This window comes from Sphingobacterium sp. 18053 (assembly GCF_902706145.1).
Lineage (GTDB): Bacteria > Bacteroidota > Bacteroidia > Sphingobacteriales > Sphingobacteriaceae > Sphingobacterium > Sphingobacterium paramultivorum.
In genome coordinates this window covers 71546-93941 of record NZ_CACSJW010000012.1, presented here as the reverse complement: position 1 = coordinate 93941, position 22396 = coordinate 71546, and the positions used below count along the sequence as shown (strand labels likewise).

General features: G+C 39.7%; 16 protein-coding genes. 11 read left to right on the top strand and 5 right to left on the bottom strand.

Annotated elements, in window-relative coordinates:
* Positions 1 to 120: 120 nt before the first annotated feature.
* Complete coding sequence (locus tag GVK91_RS24845) at positions 121 to 4500, bottom strand: translocation/assembly module TamB domain-containing protein (RefSeq protein ID WP_159731846.1); 4380 nt, start codon at positions 4498 to 4500, stop codon at positions 121 to 123.
* A gap of 52 nt (positions 4501 to 4552) precedes the next feature.
* On the opposite strand from GVK91_RS24845, the gene tsaD reads away from it, so the two are divergent.
* Positions 4553 to 5554 (top strand): tRNA (adenosine(37)-N6)-threonylcarbamoyltransferase complex transferase subunit TsaD, encoded by a 1002-nt coding sequence (tsaD, locus tag GVK91_RS24840; RefSeq protein WP_159731844.1) that lies wholly within the window; start codon positions 4553 to 4555, stop codon positions 5552 to 5554.
* 68 nt (positions 5555 to 5622) lie between these two features.
* Here the strand turns inward: tsaD and GVK91_RS24835 are convergent, their stop codons facing one another.
* Positions 5623 to 6444, bottom strand: a complete 822-nt coding sequence (locus GVK91_RS24835) for a hypothetical protein (RefSeq protein ID WP_088160410.1) — start codon at positions 6442 to 6444, stop codon at positions 5623 to 5625.
* A gap of 72 nt (positions 6445 to 6516) precedes the next feature.
* Between GVK91_RS24835 and GVK91_RS24830 the strand changes: the two genes are divergently transcribed.
* Positions 6517 to 7425 carry an energy transducer TonB gene (locus GVK91_RS24830; protein ID WP_159731842.1) on the top strand — a complete coding sequence of 303 codons (909 nt, stop codon included), beginning with the start codon at positions 6517 to 6519 and terminating at the stop codon, positions 7423 to 7425.
* Between the two features lie 100 nt (positions 7426 to 7525).
* Positions 7526 to 8062, top strand: a complete 537-nt coding sequence (locus tag GVK91_RS24825; RefSeq protein WP_159731840.1) for a hypothetical protein — start codon at positions 7526 to 7528, stop codon at positions 8060 to 8062.
* 187 nt (positions 8063 to 8249) lie between these two features.
* Here the strand turns inward: GVK91_RS24825 and GVK91_RS24820 are convergent, their stop codons facing one another.
* The 3 genes from GVK91_RS24820 to aspS all read right to left on the bottom strand — a co-directional run bounded on the left by GVK91_RS24820 (position 8250) and on the right by aspS (position 12695).
* A complete protein-coding gene (locus tag GVK91_RS24820; RefSeq protein ID WP_159731838.1) occupies positions 8250 to 9386 on the bottom strand; it encodes an acyltransferase in 1137 nt (378 codons plus the stop codon).
* A gap of 72 nt (positions 9387 to 9458) precedes the next feature.
* Positions 9459 to 10847 carry a LutB/LldF family L-lactate oxidation iron-sulfur protein gene (locus GVK91_RS24815; RefSeq protein WP_153846541.1) on the bottom strand — a complete coding sequence of 463 codons (1389 nt, stop codon included), beginning with the start codon at positions 10845 to 10847 and terminating at the stop codon, positions 9459 to 9461.
* Between the two features lie 96 nt (positions 10848 to 10943).
* Positions 10944 to 12695 carry an aspartate--tRNA ligase gene (aspS, locus tag GVK91_RS24810; protein WP_153846542.1) on the bottom strand — a complete coding sequence of 584 codons (1752 nt, stop codon included), beginning with the start codon at positions 12693 to 12695 and terminating at the stop codon, positions 10944 to 10946.
* A gap of 436 nt (positions 12696 to 13131) precedes the next feature.
* On the opposite strand from aspS, the gene mraZ reads away from it, so the two are divergent.
* From mraZ to GVK91_RS24770, 8 genes are read left to right on the top strand one after another with little or no spacing between them, the layout of a single operon-like run.
* The gene (gene mraZ, locus GVK91_RS24805; protein WP_159731836.1) at positions 13132 to 13593 is read left to right on the top strand and encodes a division/cell wall cluster transcriptional repressor MraZ; all 462 of its coding nucleotides are present in this window, start codon (positions 13132 to 13134) and stop codon (positions 13591 to 13593) included.
* Between the two features lie 4 nt (positions 13594 to 13597).
* Positions 13598 to 14512, top strand: a complete 915-nt coding sequence (rsmH, locus tag GVK91_RS24800; RefSeq protein ID WP_153846544.1) for a 16S rRNA (cytosine(1402)-N(4))-methyltransferase RsmH — start codon at positions 13598 to 13600, stop codon at positions 14510 to 14512.
* A 15-nt stretch (positions 14513 to 14527) separates the two neighbouring features.
* Complete coding sequence (locus GVK91_RS24795; protein WP_075991280.1) at positions 14528 to 14941, top strand: FtsL-like putative cell division protein; 414 nt, start codon at positions 14528 to 14530, stop codon at positions 14939 to 14941.
* Between the two features lie 8 nt (positions 14942 to 14949).
* A complete protein-coding gene (locus tag GVK91_RS24790) occupies positions 14950 to 17067 on the top strand; it encodes a penicillin-binding protein (protein ID WP_153846545.1) in 2118 nt (705 codons plus the stop codon).
* The gene (locus GVK91_RS24785; RefSeq protein ID WP_153846546.1) at positions 17067 to 18527 is read left to right on the top strand and encodes a UDP-N-acetylmuramoyl-L-alanyl-D-glutamate--2,6-diaminopimelate ligase; all 1461 of its coding nucleotides are present in this window, start codon (positions 17067 to 17069) and stop codon (positions 18525 to 18527) included. The genes GVK91_RS24790 and GVK91_RS24785 overlap by 1 nt, the downstream gene beginning before the upstream one ends.
* Positions 18528 to 18531: 4 nt before the next feature.
* Positions 18532 to 19776 carry a phospho-N-acetylmuramoyl-pentapeptide-transferase gene (mraY, locus tag GVK91_RS24780; protein ID WP_075991283.1) on the top strand — a complete coding sequence of 415 codons (1245 nt, stop codon included), beginning with the start codon at positions 18532 to 18534 and terminating at the stop codon, positions 19774 to 19776.
* Between the two features lie 2 nt (positions 19777 to 19778).
* Positions 19779 to 21152, top strand: a complete 1374-nt coding sequence (gene murD / locus GVK91_RS24775; protein WP_153846590.1) for a UDP-N-acetylmuramoyl-L-alanine--D-glutamate ligase — start codon at positions 19779 to 19781, stop codon at positions 21150 to 21152.
* Positions 21153 to 21182: 30 nt separating this feature from the next.
* Positions 21183 to 22388, top strand: coding sequence for an FtsW/RodA/SpoVE family cell cycle protein (locus GVK91_RS24770; protein ID WP_153846547.1), 1206 nt, complete (start codon positions 21183 to 21185; stop codon positions 22386 to 22388).
* Positions 22389 to 22396 lie beyond the last annotated feature (8 nt).

Genomic DNA, 22396 nt, shown 5'->3' with positions numbered 1-22396 from the left:
AAGCGGACTCCCAGAATAGGGACAATGCGGTTGGAATAGGAGTTGGGCTGCCAGAATTGAAAGAGGTCTGCTGGAGTTGGAAGAGGCCTGTTGAAATAGCAAAGGGACTATTCCGAAAGGTCAATTGACCTTGCTTTTCTTTGTTTCAGCAGGAGCTGTCGTAGTCGTCTTCTTGCCAAAAGGGAATAGCCTTTTCAAGAACTCCGAGAAGGTGTTGAATTCCTGCCGATAGAGTAATCCGAAAGCACTAATATATTCGCCGTCATTGGGGCTAAGAAGAAAGTTACGTGTATTTAGGCGATTGGAAGCACGTAGGACCAAACGTCCGTCTTTTCTTAAATAAAACATAGCCTCGGCATCGGTTGAGACCCGATCTGAAAATACATTCAAATCCGTTAGAGCCTGACTTCTACGGTCGGAGATACCTCCTGTCAAAACAAGCCTGTCGTTGAATAGACGCAGTGAGGCAGATGCATCATTTAAAGATTTGATATTAATATCAAAGAAATTGATGTTTAGCGATTGGGCTATGATGTTGTTGATTTGGTTGAATGCTATTTCTGTGCCTGCGGATAGCAAGGTGTTATTTACTTCTTTACCGAAGTCTGTCTGTGTACCAGGTGTAAAACTTCGTCTCACGATTAGGCTAAGCGCTTGTTGATTGACATTGTTGGCATCTGAAAAGTATCCTTGCAGTTCATCCTTAACCCCGGGGTTTTGTGGAAAGTTGATATCAAACGTGATTTCCGGCTGACTTAACTGCCCTTTTAGGATCATGTCGGCCTGTGCCAATACACGCTCGGGATTTTCTTCCCGGCCTGCTGCATTATACAAAGGCGCTAAGCTTGTTCTTTGTTGATAGATGGCATTGATATTGATATTCGCTTCGGTTGGGTTTCCTGCCCATCGCACTGTTCCGCCCTCTTTGAGATCAAAAATCTTGTTGATATAGTCTTGGGCAGTGAAATTGAATTTTCCACTGTTTATGATAAAATCCCCAAACATTTCAAAATCCCCCAATGAAGATATCCGCATGTTGAGATTGCTATTTCCCCTTCCTGATAATTCGCCCATACTGGAGAATAGATTTATTTCTGCATTCGGGTTGATCAAGAGGTCCATATTCATCGTCAGACCGTTGAAATCTCGTTTTTTAGTGTTTTTCTTCGTTTTGGTCGAGTCTTTCTCAATAAAGTAGATAAAGTCGGTATCTGAGATTGTACTGGCACTATTGAAGGGAATATTGATAATCGTATTTTCTTCGGATTTAGCACGGATATTGATGTTCATGGCCGAAGTTAGTCCTTTAAACTGAAAGGTGCCTGAAGCGTAAGCAGTGCCATAATATACATTATTGTCCTTTATTGTGGTATTTAATACCATGAAATTCTTGGTTTCGGCAGTTACATCGATATCGGGATCACTCAATTTGTTGAGATCTACAACGCCATCAATGGTTGCTACATTGTTTTTGGGATCGTATACTTTTAGCCCTGTGAGAAAAATTCGGTTATTGGTAACCGCAATTTCGTCGGAAAGGCGGTATGGCGTTTTTAGGTAATTGATGACCATCGAAGCGTTATCCAATTTTCCAGAACCCGTAATTTTGGGATTCAGGATGTCTCCTTCAATAGCAAGATCTGCAGTGACCTTGCCCTGCATATTGGATACTAAGCTTCGTAAAAATGGCTGAAAAACAAATACATCTGTATTTTCCAGTTTAGCTTTCAGATTAAGCTTATTGTTTTCGCTTAGGTGGTTATAGGAACCTTGTAACTGAATTAATTTATTTCCTTCCTCTATCTTGCTGTCTAGTTTAACCAATTGATTTTCGGGATCGTAGTTGGCATTCAGTGCTAATGAGCCGATCGGAATATTGTTATACAGGATAGGAGATGTTTTTATATTGGCGACAATAAAGGGTGCTTTGAATACGGAATTAACTTCAATATTTCCATTTAAATTTCCGGAGAGATTGATGCCATGGGGTTTGGTGATCCCATTTAAGGATGTAAGATTAAAGTCCTGAAATTTGAGATTGATCTGATCACTGACTTCGTTGGACAGGATGCCATCGATATGAACTTTTTGTTCGTCGTGACTCAGTGTTAGTTTTTCAAAGTACCATTTTCCTTTCGATATTTTCAATTGTGCATCATTATTGACAAGCCATCGCTCTCTATTGATTAAGATATTCGATGGATAGAAATTGATATAGGCAGGTTTGGCATGGGCAAAGCGTATGACGCCATTAAGATCCAGACTATTGCTTGCTTCAAGTTCCGACATTTTGATGTTGAATTGTAAACTATCGTTTGCCAAGGTGTTTGAAATATTGACGTTTTTAATATAGGTACTGTCGGTAAAATTTATGCGATCGATGGAGGTCTGCAATTCCATATTCTTCAAGTTGGCATTTTGATCGACAATCAGGTGAGTTAGCCGAATGCCATTGTACTTGAATTCGGGTGCGTAAAAATTAAAACTGGCAGTTTGTTTTTCACTTTCAAATTTTGCATTGAGCGTTGCACCGCTGTCTAACGCAATGTCCTTTCGAAAGAATGTTGCGATCGGCTTAAAAGAAGTTATATTAATATTCAGGTCAAAGTCCTGGCGATTAAAAATGTTGTTTTCAAACCCGATTGCCGGAGCGTAGCGCATGGCTAAAGCTTTAAAATAAGGAACAATTGTATTGAGGTCTATTCTTCCTTTGAGATCAATGTGTCCGATAGCCGACTGCAAGGTTAGGGAGCGTGCATTTTCATCTCCTTCGGCAAGGAAATTGATGTTGCGGATGACGAATTGGCCCTTAGAGGAAGTGAAATTGACACTGTCTGATTTAAATTCGCCGGTAATATTATTGATGTTGTCCCCAATTAAACTGGTGTGGAATTTCGTGTTAATAATGTTGATGGAATCCCCTTGAAAGAAGTTGAGTTTTTTTAGATTGGCTTGTTGGATATCAGCATCCAGGTGATAGTTGGGTTTGACAGACCAATCGATATCTGTGGTAAACTGTAGTTTTAAATTTGGATCATATATTTGCCCTGAAGCAAGAATTAACTGTTTCTCTGTATTTCCTTCAATTTGTATACGTTGATAACTGTAATTCTTGTAATTGAAATTACTAAGATCTCCTTTTATCTTTAGGCTCATTTTCTTAGGATCGGTACCTGTTCCGTCAACCTGTAAATTGAAGCCTGTTGCTCCCAGATCTTTTAATTTTGTTATCGTACCTACATCGAATTTTTTAGATTGAAAATTGCCCGCATATTTTATTTCCTTCTGGATATCCAGTAAGGCATCAGCCTCAACATTACCGATCGCAGTCGTGAAAACTCCCTTTGTCTTAAATTTATTGTATAATCCATTTAGGCTGCCTTTGAATGAAAATTTGTCGAAGATCTGGACAATTTCAGGGAGTTTGAAATTTTTTAGATTTCCGAGATCTGTAATAACTGCATTTAAGTCTTTGTGCTCAGAAGAAATTGCTATGCTGGGAACAATAAATTTAGTTTTGTCGATATCTGGTAGACCGATAATCTGGAGGTCGCCTGCTAAACTAGTTTTTTTTCCAATTGTTAAATCGACCTGTGATGCGTTGATGGAAGATACAGTTCCTTCTAGATTTGCCCGCTTGATATTGACGTCAAATTTGACTTGGTGCATAGGCGAGGAAAAGAAAGCAATATCCTCGGAGTGAATACGGGAGTCCCGTGCAAGAAGTTTTACATGAACTTTATTGATGAAGTCCGAAAAATCGTCAAAGTTGTTGTAGCTAAGTTTGATGTAATTTTTGAATGTAGAACGGTTGGTGGCTAGCATAAGCTCACTGAGCTCGATACTTGTATTGCTTACCTTCGTTTGGGCAAGAAGGCCCTTGATCTCTAAACCCTTCTTTTCGCGAAGATTGAATGTCTTGATGTTCGCTGAAATTTGATTAGAATCGATTTTTATCTTATCAAAATGGGCGTTAAGTTTGGAAATCCCTAAATCTCCAAAATCGACGACTTTATTGTAATGTTTACGTCTATGGTTAACATAGTTAAACGCATTGTTCTTAATAACAAGTTCCTTTAAATCGAAGATGATTTTTTTTGAACTTTTCTTTTTCTCTTTCTTAGGTGGGTTGAAATAACGAATTAAAAATGAGATGTTTGAGCTGTCCTGAAATTGCTCAAAAGTAGCTTGGGTATCCTCAATGGTTAGTTTGTTGATCACAATCTTGTTCAGTTCAATGAACTGAGAAAGGTTGACGTTGGCTTCTAACCTTCCTGATTTTAATATTTCTTTTCCCTGTGGACTATAGAGTTGAAAATCTTCTACTACAATAGATTTAAAAGGTTTGAAATAGATACTTTTGAGGCTTATTTTGGTGTTTAGTTCGTTGGATAAATAGTCGACAGCTTTTTGGGCAACATAATTTTGTACCGGTTTCAACTGTAGGGATAACGCCAATGCAAGCAGTATAATGAATATACTACCAAGGACTATTGACACTATTTTAATTATTTTTTTGATACTTTTGTATTAAAATTTATTACCTCAAGCTATGGCTATTATTTTAGGGATTGAATCCTCTTGTGATGAAACCTCCGCTTCTATCTGTATTAACGGTGAAATACGTTCAAATGTTATTGCAACTCAGGCAATCCACGCAAAATATGGTGGAGTGATTCCCGAGCTCGCTTCACGTGCTCATCAACAAAATATTATTCCAACGGTGGAAGAAGCCATTCGCCAAGCAAAAGTAAGCAAAAATCAAATAGATGCAGTGAGTTTTACGCGGGGACCTGGATTATTAGGTGCACTTTTGGTGGGAACATCTTTTGCTAAATCATTTGCACTCGCACAGAATATCCCTTTAATTGATATAAACCATATGCAGGCGCATATTCTGGCTCATTTTATTGAGGATCCGAAGCCTAGTTTTCCATTTTTATGTCTTACTGTTTCTGGTGGTCATACACAAATTGTGTTGGTAAAGGATTATTTTGAAATGGAACTTTTGGGAGAAACATTGGATGACGCGGCAGGGGAGGCTTTTGATAAAACAGCTAAAATCCTGAATCTTCCTTATCCTGGTGGACCGCTTATTGATAAATTTGCAAAAGAAGGTAATCCTGCAGCTTATCGGCTTCCTGAACCCCAGATCCCTGGTTTAAATTTCAGCTTTTCAGGATTGAAAACCGCGATATTATATTTGGTTCAAGATCAATTGAAACAGAACCCGGATTTTCTGATCCACAATATGGCCGACTTATGTGCTAGTGTACAATCGCGTATTGTATCCATCCTGTTGAATAAACTAAAGAAAGCGGCAAAGGAGACAGGGGTAAAGGATATTGCCATCGCGGGCGGCGTTTCGGCTAATTCTGGCCTGAGACAAAGCTTAATTGAAATGGGTGAGAAATACAATTGGAGAGTGTTTATTCCAAAATTTGAATACTGCACCGACAATGCCGCGATGATTGCTATTGCAGGTTATCACAAATTTTTAAAGAAAGATTTCGTAGGACAGGACGTCGCTCCTATGGCTAGGATGCATCTGTAGTTAATACGGGTATTTGAGTTTCCCCGGGCACTATCCTTTTGTACTGGGGAAACTTAAAATGGTTTATTTTATAAGGGGGAACTGTACCCATAGGCCTGTGCCGTAGAGGTAAATAAGTTTTTCTTTGGCTGGTAAAAGTTCAGTTCATAACCCTCAGCACCCCAAAAGATACTGATAAAACTAATTCCTTGCTCAGAACGTAATACTGTTAGTATCTGAAAAGCCTCGTTGTCAAACTGACCGCCATCATCAACACGCCAAGTGCTGATATCATCGTATAAAGCCGGGAAATCCAAATTGATCAGCTGTTCATCCTTTGCGTAGGAAAATACAGCTAAAGCAGAGTCTTGTTGATTTTCAAACACAGTAAGATTAAACTCGGACTGATCACTGAGGATGGCAACTGTTGTACTTTTATTAATCTTCCTATTGTATTTCTTCTCAAGCTGCTCCCTAATTTCTGGAGAAGTTTCTTTTTGAATTTTTGTAAACTTCTCAATTTTATACTGGTCTATAAAAGCTTTATTGACAAGCATACCAAATTCGCCAGATTTAATCGCATCGCTAATTTTAAATAATGAACCTTCGCTATTCGCGAAGTTCTGAGCGGTCTGTCTTCCGTTACTCTCTTTATTATCCATTTTATTTTGAACAAATTCAAGCGGACTGACCTGATTTTCCACAATGACATAATTATATTTTTCGGGACCCTCCATTGCTTGATCCATAGGAAGAGCGATTAGTGAGTCCTTTTGCTGGTTTAAAAAACCAAAATATGGCGAAATTGTCTCTTCCTTATTTTCATGCTTAATTGCAGTCTTGGATTGATTTTGATTGTTACCACAAGCATATAATGTAAGTAGAAAAATAGCTGAAAAAAGTGACTTCATAAGTATTTTGAATTTTTTTGTGAAATATAAGGCTTTCCCTCATCATAATGAAAAGATTTAAACTTTAATGTTATGATGAACTCTAAATTGAATATCTACCGCAAAGAATGGCTGGACGTTATTTTTGCTGGTCGCAACAAAATGTACGGTGCTTATGAGTTGCGAAATCTCTCTGATAAAGCAACAAATGTGGGTTTGGGAATTGTTGTTTCTTTTGCAGTTTTGCTGATCGCAGGATCCTATGCATATAATAAATATTTTAAGCAAACTGTTCCGGCCGTGATTTATACGGTACAAGATATTGGGCCCGACATGCTGGAAGAAATTCAAAAGAAGGTAGAGGAAAAAGAGGAGGTTCCTGAAGAACCTGTCATGCTGCAGGAGAAAGCCCCGCAGCAGGTTGCTCAAGATGTGTCCAAATTTGATTTGGTTAGAATGCCCGATATAAAAGTGGCCAAAGCAAATCAAGTTACGGAAGAACTTGTGAGTCAGGATGAGTTGAAAAATCCCAATACAATGACCTCAAGGATCACATTGAAGGCAAGTCCATCGGGTACATATATTGCGCGTGGTGAATTTGGTTCTTCAAAAAGGGATGGTGATATTACAGGTTCTAAAGATGGTTCATTATCCGGAGGTGGAACTGATGATAATTCTAACAATACATTTACATCAGTAGAAATTATGCCAACACCTGTAGGGGGACTACCTGCGTTTATGAAGTGGATCGCCGAGAATTATAACTTTCCACAACAGGCTTTGGATCAAGGGGTATCTGGTGTTATAGAGGTTTCTTTTGTCGTTGAAAAAGATGGGTCACTAACAGATATTGCTGTTAAACGTGATATGAAATTTGGTACGGGAGATGCTGCGATAAACTTATTGAAGAAAGCGAAAAAATGGAAACCTGGAGTACAAAATGGACTTAAAGTGCGTGTAGCGTATACATTACCGATCCGTTTAAGTGCTGTCTCACAATAAATGCTTCTTAACTTTATTTAACAGATCATCAATTAAACTTTCGATAGCCAAGAGGACTCTTACTGATAAATAAGTTGAAAAAGAGTACTTATTAAAAAGAATGATTGTTGGTTTTATAAAAAATAAAGAAATGAAAAAGTTGATGTTAAGTTTGGCGTTATCTGGATTGATGTTAGCCGGTTTCGCTCAAGAAAAAAAAGATGTTAAACCAGAAATGAAAGAAATGCAAACTTCTGTGCATAAACATAAAATGGGAAGAATGCACGATGGTTTTAAAAATAAAACTCCAGAGGAAGTTGCTAAGATGAAAACTGATCGCATGGATCAAAAGCTGAAGTTTACTGATAAACAGCGTAATGATATCTATGCCTTTAATTTGAAGCAAGCAAAAGACCATCAAAAAATGGCTGCCGAACATCAGGAACATCGATCAAAAATGAAAAAGCAACGTGTGGCAGAACATGAAAAAATGATGGGAATGTTAACTCCAGAGCAACAAAAAACGTTAAAGGATTCGTACGCTGAAAATCGTAAAATGCACAAAGAACATTGGAAAAAAGACAGACAGCTAAAAAGAAAGGACTTTAAAAAAGGTGAAGTAACTAAAACAAATGATGCAGAGGTAAAAGCATCATAAAAATTAAACAAGGATAGTTTTCATATTAAATATTGGTGAGTGTTAGTAGAGGAGGGAACCATTGGTTCCCTCTTTCTTATTATGTAAGCTCATCCTTATTACCTAAGCTCGTCATTTATTCGAAGTGTTTTGTCTAGCTCAAGGTTACATGATTGCAAAATGCTTCGGTACTCCCATCAGGATACGCTTATTTGATAAACCTTCTTGTTATTGAATTACTATCCATCAGCTTGGTGATCAGAAAACTTAAGCTAAAACCTAGGAGCGCTATGGAGAGGATTTTCAGTGTGGCTGGAAGATTAGGAATAGTCAAGAAGATGTCTGTCAATGCTTGAACAATGATAAAATGCGCTAAGTAAATACCAAACGTGGCTGATGAAAGGCGTTTTATCCATTTATATTCGGGTATCTTCAGTTTTTGAACGACAAGAAAAATAGAAATGGTCATCAGCGCTACGTTGATATTACAGAAATACCAAATAACCTCGAGATTGGCATAATTCCCAGGATAGTACTTCTGGGTCACCAAAAAGCCAAAAAATGTGGCTAGAAATCCAACGATAAATAAAGGTAAGGCAATCGCTATGGTCTTGGTGATAGACCATTGAAAAGGATAGTTGACCAGATAATAAGCTAGCACAATATAGCCCAGAAAACCTGAAAAATAATAGAAGGTGCCAAATTCATTCCAGTTACAGACACCCCAGATTCCCATCTGCTCATAGTTGCCAGCATATCCCAATGTTGGAGCAATCATTTTTATGTATGGAATGAGGAGTGTGACCATCCAGAACGCAAGAAAATATTGAATGTCTTTTTTTGTTGCCTGATTCAACCAGCTGCCAATGATAGGTATGATTAGGTATAGACCAATTAACATGTACATATACCAAAGGGGGGTAGTATCGTAGTTAAAATTAAATATTGCTGTATAAATTTTTGTAATTGTTGCCTGCATCGTAAAATTATTCATATCGATCAAAGCACTGGGACTACTTTTAATAAAGTTCAGGTATACAAAAAAAGCTATTGGCAATACAATTGACCAAAAGATCAGTGGGACAATTATTCTTCCGATTCTCTTTTTATAAAATGTGGCCAGATCGGTTTTGACAGGAAATAGGAGTATACCTGACATCATTGCAAATAAGGGGACACAGGCGCGAACAATACTTCCCCAGAACACACCTTGGTGGAAGGTGCTGCTGTTGTCAAATGTTCCGACAAAGGCGTCGCAGCTATGGGATATGAGTACCATGAAGCAGGCAAGAATACGTAAGAAATCAATCCAGGGAAGATAAGTTTTTGTATTTTCAGAAGTCATTTGTAATGAGGTTTGGGAGCGAAGCTAACAAAAAAAGTGGCATTAGTTTGATCGACTAATGCCACTTTTTTGTTATTCTTTATTTTTTTGATGTTCTTTCCATTGTTTGGAGAAAGATTTGTCAGCCAATTTGGGTAGTTCCCGTTGATCTCCCCAGGTTTTCTGAAAGAGTTTTTTGAGAAAGAAATTTTTGAATTTCCCACCAAAGAAATCGATCAGTTTTCTGCGCATTATCCCGTAGGTGAACCATTGCCAGACTTTTTGTTCTGTTTTTGTTGCCAGACCTTGATCAACTGAATCTTTTCTGTTGACGAGAAGCATGCGCTGTATGTCAATACCAACGGGGCAGACCTCTGTACATTTTCCACAGAGTGTGGAAGCGTAGCTTAGGTGTTTAAATTCCTTCATGCCATTCAAATGTGGCGATATGAGCGATCCAATTGGGCCTTGATATGTCGTTTCATAGGTATGTCCACCGATGTTCTGATAGATTGGACATACATTCAGACAGGCGCCACAACGGATGCAGTATAAACCTTGACGTTGTTCTTTTTGCGCTAAGAGCTTGCTGCGGCCATTGTCAAGCAGTATAACATACATTTCTTCGGGGCCATCTGATTCATAAGGCTGTTTCGGCCCAGTGAGTAGTGTGTTGTATACCGTTAGATTTTGGCCCGTGCCATGTGTGGATAGGAGTGGCCAAAAGACTTCTAAATCTTGTAGGTTGGGAATGATTTTTTCTATTCCAACAACGGCAATATGTGTTTTGGGGAAGGTCGATGTCAATCGGGCGTTTCCTTCATTTTCGGTAATTGCTATACTTCCAGTTTCAGCAATTAAGAAATTGGCTCCAGTAATTCCAACTTCTGCCGATAGGTAGCGATCTCGAAGTAATTCACGGGCCTTCATTGTAAGTTGCTCCGCAGATGCATCTAGCGGTGTGTCAAATTTCTCGTGAAAAAGCTTGGCAATATCTTCCAGGCTCAAATGCATGGCCGGCGTAACAAAATGATAAGGTTTTTGATCCAGAAGCTGAATGATATACTCGCCAAGATCAGTTTCTATGGCTTCAATATTTTTGGAGGCCAGAAAATGATTAAGCTCGATCTCTTCTGTCGCCATCGATTTTGACTTTACTACAGATTTTGCTTTTTTACGCGCAATGATCGAATAGATTTCGTCCAAGGCTTCCGTCGCGTCATTGGCCCAGATTACTTTTCCGCCTCGAGCCGTGAAGTTTGCTTCAAATTGCAACAAATAGCGATCGAGATTTTCCATGACCTTCCATTTGATCAGGTTCGCTTTTATCTTGCTATTTTCAAGGTCCGCAAATTTACTCTTGCCTTTTTCGAAAGCCATGCTGTATTTGTCGATATTGTAATTGATAATATCGCGGTGTTTGGTGTCAAATGCTTTTTGCGCACTTTCCTTAATAAACGTATTAGCGGTACTCTCTGCCATCTAATCTGCTAATTTTTCACAAAAAAAGTTGGTAAAAATTACCAACTTTTAAATATACTGTTAATAAATTGTTTCTCGAAAATCGAGTTAAATAATTTATGCTTTTATTGCAATATTCAAGCTTAGCTCGTCCAGCTGCTCTTGGTGAATGGTTGACGGTGCGTCAATCATAACATCTCTTCCCGAATTGTTTTTTGGGAATGCAATGACGTCGCGGATGGAATCTAAACCTGCCAATAAGGATACTAGTCGGTCAAAACCAAAAGCCAATCCGCCATGTGGAGGAGCACCGAAGGTGAAGGCCTCCATAAGGAACCCAAATTGTTTTTTTGCTTCTTCAGGGCTGAATCCTAAATGTTTGAACATGAGCGATTGAAGCTCTCTGTCATGGATACGGATTGATCCACCACCTACTTCTACACCGTTTAAAACAAAGTCATAGGCATTTGCTCTTACTTCTCCTGGATTGGTATCTAAAAGTGGGATATCTTCCGGTTTTGGTGAAGTGAATGGGTGGTGCATTGCATGGAAACGGCCATTTTCTTCGTCCCATTCCAATAGTGGGAAATCAACGACCCATAATGGTGCAAAGGTTTCTTTGTTGCGGAAACCAAGTTGCGACGCAACTTCGAGGCGTAATTCATTGAGTTGTTTGCGAACTCTGTCTGTTCCACCAGCCATAATTAACAATAAGTCGCCAGGTTTCGCGTGAAACGCTACTGCAATTGCCGACAGTTGTTCTGGCGTGAAAAATTTATCAACGGACGACTTCACTGAACCATCTTCATTCACGCGCGCATACACCAACCCTGTTGCACCGATCTGTGGACGTTTGATAAAATCTGTCAATGCATCCAGTTGTTTTCGGGTATAATGTGCACAATTTTCCGCGTTGATACCAACTACTAATTCCGCTGCATCAAATACAGGGAAACCTTTTCCTTTGGCAACATCGTTTAGTTCAACAAACTGCATTCCGAAACGGATATCTGGTTTGTCTGATCCATAAAGGCGCATCGCATCTGCGTAAGTCATACGCGGAACAGTACCTAAGTCGATACCTTTGATTGTTTTGAAGATATGTTTTGCAAGCCCTTCAAAGATATTTAAAACATCTTCCTGTTCTACAAAAGACATTTCACAGTCTATTTGCGTGAATTCTGGTTGACGGTCTGCACGCAAATCTTCATCACGAAAACATTTTACAATTTGAAAATAGCGATCAAAACCTGAAACCATCAATAATTGTTTGAAGGTTTGTGGGGATTGTGGTAACGCATAAAATTCTCCAGGATTCATACGGGAAGGTACGACAAAGTCGCGTGCTCCCTCTGGAGTTGATTTAATCAGATATGGGGTTTCTACTTCCAGGAAGTTTTGGGAATCAAGATAACGGCGTACCTCTTGTGAGGTCTTATGACGTAAAATAAGGTTTTCACGTACGGGGTTACGACGTAAATCGAGGTATCTGAACTTCATTCTGATGTCATCACCACCATCTGTTTCATCTTCTATTGTAAAAGGGGGTAATTTAGCGGCATTTAATATTTCAAGATTTGAAACCTTGATTTCAATATCTCCAGTGGAGATTTTAGCATTTTTATTAGAGCGTTCGATAACTTCTCCAGTTACCTTGATGACATATTCTCTTCCGAGTTCACGGGCACTTGCGCGCAAGGAAGCATCATCATCTGCATTGAACGTTAATTGTGTGATACCATATCGGTCTCTAACATCGATGAAAGTCATACCGCCCAAATCGCGCGATTTTTGAACCCATCCACTTAGGGTAACCGTTTTCCCTAAGTCAGCTAGTGTTAATTCTCCACAAGTGTGTGTTCTGTGCATATCGTTATGAAAATTATATTTGACGCAAAATTATTGGTTTTACTCGACAATAACGAATTCTGTTCAGGTTATTTGAGTAGCATTCTCCCACTTTCTTCCACATCTTTTGTTTCTGTTTTTGGTGCCTCCCACTTTGCCCCCTTTTTGGTAGAAAAATTGGGTAAAATTAAATTTCTAAAGAGGAAATTTTTACAATTCATTTCTGATTTTGATAAAAAAAAGAGCGAAAAATCGCGTCTCATGCAATAGCTTGTTTTACAGATAAATTGGTGTTTAACTGCTTGTAAATAAGGTTTTATGTGTATTTTTTTTAAAGTCGACTTCTGTTTGTTGTAGCTATTTGTCGATGTGGAAAACTTTTTTATGTGATAAAGTGGGGGAAAGTGGGAGAAAGTGTATACTTTTACATTTAAATTAGAATAGGATAATTGACTATATGACTCAGTTGATCGGAGAATTCGAATGCAAGCTAGACGCCAAAGGAAGGATGGTGTTGCCAGCTGCGCTCAAGAGGCAAATGCCTCATGTAGAGCGGGATGGCCTTGTAGTGAATCGCGGTTTTGAGAAACATCTGGTATTTTATCCAAGGGAAGAGTGGGATTTGATGACAGCCAAGCTGGCTAAATTGAATCAATTCGATCCCAAGGTTCGTGCGTTTGTTCGTGCTTTTACACGCGGTGCTACGGAATTGACATTGGATGCTGCGGGTCGTGTTTTGTTACCAAAAAGTTTGTTGGAATTTGCAGGTATAAGCACTGAGCTGGTTTTGGCTTGTCAGTTTAACAAGATTGAGGTTTGGTCAAAAGAAGGGTATGAGGAATTGATGGGTGAAGGCGGTGTAGAAGATATATCATCTTTGGCGGCAGAGGTAATGGGAGATATTAATTTTGGACTATAAGTGTATGGAGAATGTATATCATGTTCCGGTAATGTTACAAGAATGTATGGATGCTTTGGCTATTAAGCCGGATGGTGTCTATGTGGATGTAACTTTTGGTGGTGGTGGTCATTCTCGGGAGATTTTGAAGAGATTGGGGCCAAAAGGGAAGTTGTTTGCTTTTGATCAGGATCCGGATGCATTGGAGAATGCAATCGACGATCCTCGTTTTACATTGATACATCAAAACTTTAGATTTTTAAAGAATAGCCTTCGTTTGGAGGGGGTGCGTACTGTAGACGGTATTTTGGCGGATTTAGGTGTTTCTTCGCATCAATTTGATGCTGCTGATCGCGGGTTTTCTATCCGCTTTGACGCGGATCTTGATATGCGTATGGATCAGGTTGGTGATTTGGATGCGAAGTCGCTTTTGGCGACTTATTCGGAGGAAGATCTTCACCGCATTTTTGGGATGTATGGTGAAATCATGAATGCCAAGTCGCTTGCAAAAACAATTGTTACTGCGCGTTTGGCACAGCCGATTCAGACTGTTGCCGAATTGAAAGAGGTGATTCAACGGATGGTTCCGAAAGGTAAAGAACATAAGTATCATGCGCAGGTGTTTCAGGCGCTTCGTATAGAAGTGAATCGTGAGCTGGAAGCTTTACAGGAATTTTTGTTGCAAACAGTTGATGTGCTGCATGTTGAAGGTCGATTGGCGGTGATGTCCTATCACTCTCTGGAGGATCGTTTGGTTAAAAATTTTATGGCCAAAGGAAAATTCAAAGGGGAAGTTGAAAAGGATTTTTTTGGAAATGAAATTAAGCCATTTCATGTGTTGAGCCGTAAAGCAATTACGGCATCTGCGCAGGAGTTGGCGGTAAATAATAGATCGCGCAGTGCGAAACTGCGTATTGCTGAAAAGTTGGATTTGTCTTAAAAATGGAGCGAGAGGATGAGCAGAAATACGATAAGACAGAAAGAGTTGAGTGAGGAAGTTCAAGAGGAACTACAAGAAACTGTCGAAGAAAAGGCGGAACAAACAGAAGCGTTTATTAAAACGCTTTTTACCGTTGGAGACCTTTCGTTAAATAAAATATTGCAGTACTTGCCTTTTGGAGCTTTTATCGCCTTTCTGATGTTGTTGTATATTTCCAATCGTCATTTTGCAGAGCGAACTATTCGGAGCATCGATAAAGTGAGTAAAGAGGTGAAGGAATTGGGCTGGGATCATAAATCGCTCTCTGCTGAACTGATGAAAATGTCTACACAGACAGAAATTGCCAAACGTGTAGATTCTTTGGGATTGAAAGAGCGTGTAGAACCACCGATCAAGGTTGAAGTTATAGAGAATAAGGAAGATAAATAGGAAGAGTTATGAGTATCAGAAATACGATTCTTGTTCGTGTCTACTTTGCTTTTGGGCTTATTGTACTACTTGCGTTTTTGGTATTTGGAAAAATGACAAAGTTGCAGTATGTCGATGGAGAGCATTGGAAAGCTTTAGCGGATAGCCTTTCTATTCAGGAACGGGAGGTGGAGGCTGCTCGTGGTAATATTTATTCAAATGACGGAAGCTTATTGGCTACCTCAGTACCCGAATATGAGCTTCGTTTTGATGCAATGGCTATTCCGGAAGAGGGTGAAGAGTATTTCAATTTGAAAGTTGACTCCTTGGCTATTAAACTTGCTGATTTTTTTAAAGATAAATCATCTCGGCAGTATTTGACATTATTAAAACAGGCGCGGAATAAAAAACAGCGCTACTTGTTGCTGAAACGTAATGTGTCGCATCAGGATTTAAAACGGATAAAACAATTTCCCCTACTTAAATCTGCCCGTGTCAACAAGGAGCGTTTTCCAAGTTGTTTGATCACAGATAGGCAGAACAAACGTATTTTACCTTTTGTCAATCTCGCTGCTCGAACCATCGGTTATAAAAATGTGAAGGAAAATATTCATGTTGGACTGGAGGGAGCCTATGGTGAGTTTATCGACGGGAAAAGCGGAAAAAGATTAATGCAGCGTATTGCCGGCGGGGTATGGATTCCCGTTAACAAAGATATCGAGGTCGCTCCGGTAGATGGGTCTGATATTATCTCGACCATTGATGTGAATATGCAAGATATGGCGCAAAGGGCGCTGGAGAAGCAGATGATAACGAGTAACGCGGATGAGGGCTGTGTTGTGATGATGGAGGTGAAAACAGGAGAGGTGCGTGCGGTGGCCAATTTTATGCGTGATAAAGATGGGGTCTATCGTGAAAAGTTCAATCTTGCGATTGCGCAAAGTGCAGATCCAGGTTCAACGTTTAAGTTGGCTTCTTATTTGGCTTTGATTGATGATAAGAAAATAGACTCGAGTACAACAGTAAATATTGGTAATGGTAATTGGCCAATTTACAAGCATACCATTCGTGATTCACATGCGCCTAAGAAGTCTATAATTTCTGCGAAAAGGGCCTTTGAGGAATCGTCGAATGTGGGTGTTACTAAGTTTGTTTATCAGGCCTACAAAGATAACCCAGATCAGTTTACATCAAAACTGCATTCTTTTGGTTTTGGTAAGGCACTCGATCTACAGATTCCAGGGGAAGGTATACCCTTGGTGAAATCTTCGAAAAGTAAAAGCTGGAGTGGGTTGTCGCTGGTACAGATGGCTTACGGCTATGAAATGAAAATTACGCCATTGCAAACGTTGACATTTTATAATGCTGTCGCAAATAACGGTAAGTTGATAGCGCCGCTATTTGTTAAAGAAATTCGGCATTTAGGAAATACAATTCAAACGTTTCAAGCGAAAGTCATTAACGAAAAGATCGCCTCGGATCATGCTTTAGCAGAGGTGCGGGGAATGATGGAAGGTGTTATGACTGAAGGGACAGGTAGAAGTGTTGCCAGTCCATTGTATAGTTCTGGTGGTAAAACAGGTACAGCACAGATGGCTGATGGCTCGAGAGGGTACGGTGCTAGACGATATCAATCTTCATTCGCCGGGTATTTTCCGGCAGAAGATCCAAAATATTCCATTATTGTGGTGATTCGTAACCCGAGAAATGGATATTATGGTGGATCTGTTGCCGGACCTGTATTTAAAGAACTTGCCGATATGGTTTATGCTAATGATATGGAGATGGAGGGGAAAAAGACGTTTAAAGCGGTGAATGTGGGTGGGCGAATGCCATTGACTTTACAGGGATCGAAAGAAGCAAGTAAAAAGGTCTACGATAGGTTGGGGATTAATACCGTGAATTGGGATACGATTGCGCGGGGAGAGGTGGATACCTCGACACGAGGCGTGCCATTCATAGATTTAAAATATAAAGAAGGAATTGTTCCGAATGTTGTCGGAATGGGATTGATGGATGCTTTATATGTTGTGGAGAATGCAGGATTTAAAGCGCACGTGACAGGAAAAGGAAGAGTAGGAATACAGTCGTTAGCTGCAGGACAGAAACTGGCTTTTGGAACGGCGATAAATTTAGAACTTAAGTAATGATGGATTTAAAAAAAGTATTGCATGCTATCCCTGTACAACAGGTTGTAGGGAACCTTGAAGAGGTCGATGTGCACTCTTTGTGCTTTGATTCCAGAAAAGTGGAGTTGGGAAGTTTGTTTATCGCAGTGCGGGGTGTTCAAACAGATGGTCACTTGTTTGTAGACAAGGCAATTACTTCCGGAGCAAGAGCCGTTATTGTAGAAGAGTTACCAAAAGAGACATTAGACTCTGTCGCCTATATCTTAGTGGCCGATTCTGCTTATGCTTTGGGTGTAGCTGCTGCTAATTTCTACGGAAACCCTTCGGAACAGCTGAAACTGGTTGGTGTGACTGGAACAAATGGTAAAACGACAGTAGCTACATTGTTGTTTCAGCTGTTTACTGAGTTGGGCTACCATGTAGGCCTATTATCTACGGTGCAAAACCAGATTGGGACAAAGATTATACCAGCCACACACACAACACCAGACCCTATTCAATTGAATAAATTGTTACGGGATATGGTTGATGATGGCTGTGACTATGCATTTATGGAGGTTAGTTCACATGCTGTCGTTCAGGAACGTATTGCAGGCTTGGTGTTTGCGGGCGCAATATTCACGAATATTACGCATGATCACCTGGATTTTCATAAAACTTTTGATAACTATATTAAAGCGAAAAAGAAGTTTTTTGATGATTTAGATGCGAATGCTTTTGCTTTGACGAATGCTGACGATAGAAATGGTCAGGTTATGCTTCAAAATACAGTGGCACACCGGAAAAGCTATGGCTTACGTTCCGGTGCAGATTTTAAAGCAAAGGTGATCGAAAGCCATTTCGATGGTATGTTGATGAGTGTTGACGGACAGGAAGTATGGGTGAAATTGATCGGCGATTTCAATGCATATAACCTTTTGGCGGTTTATGCTACCGCTATCTTGCTTGAGCAGGAAACGGTGAAAGTGTTGACCGCACTCAGTAACTTGAAGGGGGCAGAGGGACGATTTGAAACGATGAAATCGGCTTCGGGTGTTTTTGGGATCGTAGACTACGCGCATACACCTGATGCGGTTGAAAATGTGTTGAAGACCATAAGTTCATTGCGACGTCCAGAGCAAAAAATCATCACGGTGTTAGGATGCGGAGGCGATCGGGATAAGACCAAGAGACCTGAAATGGCAGAGGCGGCTCTGCGTTATAGTGATCGTTTTTTAATTACATCTGATAATCCGCGTACGGAAGATCCTTATCAGATTATTAGAGATATTGAGGCTGGTGTGGCAGCAGACCAGAAGGCGAAGACGCTTTCTATTGCTGATCGTAAGGAAGCTATACGGACGGCATATCAGCTGGCTAATCCCGGGGATATTATCCTAGTGGCAGGAAAAGGGCATGAGAAATATCAGGATGTAAATGGTGTAAAGCATCATTTTGATGATAAAGAAGTTTTAGAGAATACATTTAACGAACAATAGAAATATGTTGTACCATCTTTTTACGTGGCTTAGCGAATATATTCATATACCTGGAGGAGGTTTGTTTCAATACATCTCTTTTCGGACATCTATGGCTGTAATCGCTTCATTGATTATTACCACGGTTTTTGGGGGAAAATTGATTCAATTCTTGCATAATAAGCAAGTCGGAGAGACAATTCGTGATTTGGGGCTTGAAGGTGAAAAAAAGAAAGCTGGTACGCCGACAATGGGTGGGATCATCATTATAGCAGGTATCCTTATCCCTACCTTGTTATTTGCGAAATTGACAAATATATATGTGATTATCATGATTGTGACAACACTTTGGATGGGCGCAATTGGATTTTTAGATGATTATATAAAGGTTTTTAGACATAATAAAGAGGGCTTAGCTGGTAAGTTTAAAGTTGTTGGACAAGTTGGCTTGGGAGCCATAATTGCTTGTACGATGTACTTTCATCCAGATATCGTTGTTCGAAAAGGGGTGGATAAACCAACCTCTACCAAGCCCGTTGAAGTGGTTATCAATGAAGGTACAGGTGAGAAGACCTATGCTGAAAATGTGAAATCATCTAAGACAAATATTCCATTTTATAAAAACAACGAGTTTGACTACGCTAAAGTGTTCAAAATATTTGGTTTACAGAGTGATTATCTAACTTTTGTTGTCTTTTTAGTTGTCGTTATTTTTATCGTTACGGCAGTTTCAAACGGCGCAAATATTACGGACGGTATCGATGGTTTAGCCACGAGTACATCCGCTATCATTGGTGTTACTTTAGCCATTTTGGCGTACGTGTCAGGTAACGTAATCTTTTCAGATTACCTCAATATTATGTATATCCCCAATTCCGGAGAACTCGTGATTTTCGCCGGGGCATTTGTGGGGGCTTGCGTAGGTTTCTTATGGTATAACACATATCCTGCCCAAGTTTTTATGGGTGATACGGGTAGTTTGGCAATAGGAGGTATAATTGCTGCTTTTGCTATTCTGATCCGGAAAGAATTGTTGATTCCGATTTTGTGTGGTGTATTTCTGTTGGAAAACCTTTCGGTTATTCTTCAAGTGTCTTATTTCAAATACACTAAAAAGAAATATGGTGAGGGTAGACGGATCTTTTTGATGTCGCCATTACATCATCATTTTCAGAAGAAGGGGTATCACGAAGCAAAAATTGTAACTCGTTTTGTCATTGTAGGAATCATATTGGCCATTCTTACTATTGTAACATTGAAAATTAGATAATGATGTCAAATATTGCAACAACATATTATCCTCAATCTGGAAGTTTGGTCGTTCTAGGCGCCGGCGAAAGCGGTGTTGGAACGGCGATCCTTGGGAAAGAAAAGGGATTTGATGTATTTGTATCAGATAAAGGACTGATTGCGGACCATTATAAGGAACAATTGAAAGCCGAGGGAATAGCTTTTGAAGAAGGTAATCACGATGAAGAACGAATTTTGAGTGCCGCTTTGGTCGTGAAAAGCCCCGGCATTCCAGAAACGGTGCCTTTGGTAGTCGCATTGAAAGCAAAGAATATACCCGTGATTGCAGAAATTGAATTTGCGGCACAATATACCGATGCAAAGTTAATCTGTATTACAGGATCAAATGGGAAGTCTACGACAACCATGTTGACCTACGAGATGCTCAAGCATGGGGGCCTAAATGTCGGGTTGGCCGGTAATATCGGAAAAAGTTTTGCGCTGCAGGTGGCCAAAGAACAGTTTGACTGCTATGTATTGGAAATATCAAGCTTTATGTTGGATGATATGTATCATTTTAGAGCCGATGTTGCTGTTATACTGAATATTACACCTGATCATTTGGATCGATACGACCATAAAATGGAAAATTATGTGGATTCAAAATTCAGGATGATACAAAATCAAACCGAAAAGGATTATTTTATTTATTGCCTGGACGATCCCGAGACTATCAAAGGATTAGAAAGACATCATAGTAAAGGGACTTATTTGCCTTTTACACAAGAACAACTTGTTGAATTGGGCGCTTATTTGAATGCCAATAAGACAATAATTATTAATACACCAAATAACGATACATTCACTATGAGAGCTGAGGAATTGTCATTGCAGGGGAAGCATAATATTTATAATAGCATGGCTTCTGGGTTAATTGCGAAAGTGCAGGAATTGAGAAATCAAGTGATGAAAGAGAGTATGGGGTCGTATGTGAATATTCCACATCGCCTGGAACATGTAGCCTGTATCGGCGGTGTAAATTACATTAACGATTCAAAGGCGACAAATGTAAATTCGGTATGGTATGCTTTGGAAAGTTTCTCTACACCAATCGTATTGTTATTAGGTGGTGTCGATAAAGGAAATGATTACAGTATGCTTGCTGATTTGGTTAAAGACAAGGTGCGTGCTATTGTTTGTTTGGGAAAAGATACGGCTGCGATTCATACGGCATTTGAACAAGATGTGGAGATTATTGTCAATAGCACTTCTATGCAAGATGCAGTGGTATTGGCTTCGCACTTGGCGCAAAAAGGTGATACCGTATTGTTGTCCCCTGCATGTGCCAGTTTTGATTGGTTCAAGAACTATGAAGATCGTGGCGATAAATTTAAAGCGGCTGTAATGGAATTATAAATGATATAACCCAATAAGAGGAGGAAGGATATGCTACAGAACATAATGTCTAAATTGAAGGGTGATCGATGGATATGGATCATTGTGATTATCTTATCGGGATGGTCACTTTTGGCTGTGTACAGTTCGGTGGGTACGTTGGCGTATAAAGAAGGAAAGGGTACAGAAATGTATTTGTTGAAGCACTTTTCTATTATCGCCATTGGGTTTATCCTCATGTATCTTTCCCATAAATTGGATTATCGGTATTATGCTGGTATATCCAAAATCTTAATGGGAATTACAATTCCTTTATTGCTATTCACCTTAGCATTTGGAAGTAGCGTAAACCAGGCCAGTCGTTGGTTGACTATTCCAGGTATTGGGATGACTTTCCAAACGTCAGATTTAGCAAAACTGTCATTGATTGTTTTTCTTGCACGGATGTTATCCCGGAAACAGGAGGAGATCAAAGATGTGAAAAAGTCATTTTTACCCATCATGGGATCCGTATGTGGGGTTTTCGTATTAATTGCATGGGCCAACATGTCCACCGCGATTATGCTATTTGGAGTGAGTGTTTTATTGCTTTTGATCGGTCGGATATCCTTTAAACAGATTGCTATTGTATCTGCTGGGGTTGTTTTGCTAGGAATTATAGTCGTTTCTATTGGTCCTCGGCGTGCAACCTATTATAGTCGTGTGAAGTCTTTTTTTGGTGTCGAGAAGAAAGATGAAGCGACGCCGGTATCCTTCCAGGATGATAAAAATTATCAGGCAAACAATGCGAAAATTGCTATAGCAACTGGTGGGCTTTTTGGAAAAGGACCCGGAAATAGTGTGCAACGCAACGTATTGCCACACCCTTATTCCGATTTTATTTACGCGATTATCATTGAAGAATATGGGACAGTCGGTGGTGTAATTCTGCTATTTCTGTATCTGGCATTTATGTATCGATGTATACGTATTGTCACGATGAGTCCCAAAGCTTTCGGTACTTTTTTGGCTGCGGGTTTGGGATTTAGTTTGACGATTCAGGCTTTGGCCAATATGGCTGTTGCTGTAGGATTAGGGCCAGTTACTGGCGTTCCACTACCGTTGGTAAGTATGGGAGGAACCTCGATTTTATTTACGAGTGTCGCCTTGGGAATTATCCTGAGTGTGAGTAGAAATATTGAAGAATTAAAAGGTAAAGAAGAGCTGGATGAAAAGCCTAAACCGAAAAAAGTGGTTATAGGATCTATTCCTGCATAATAATAAAT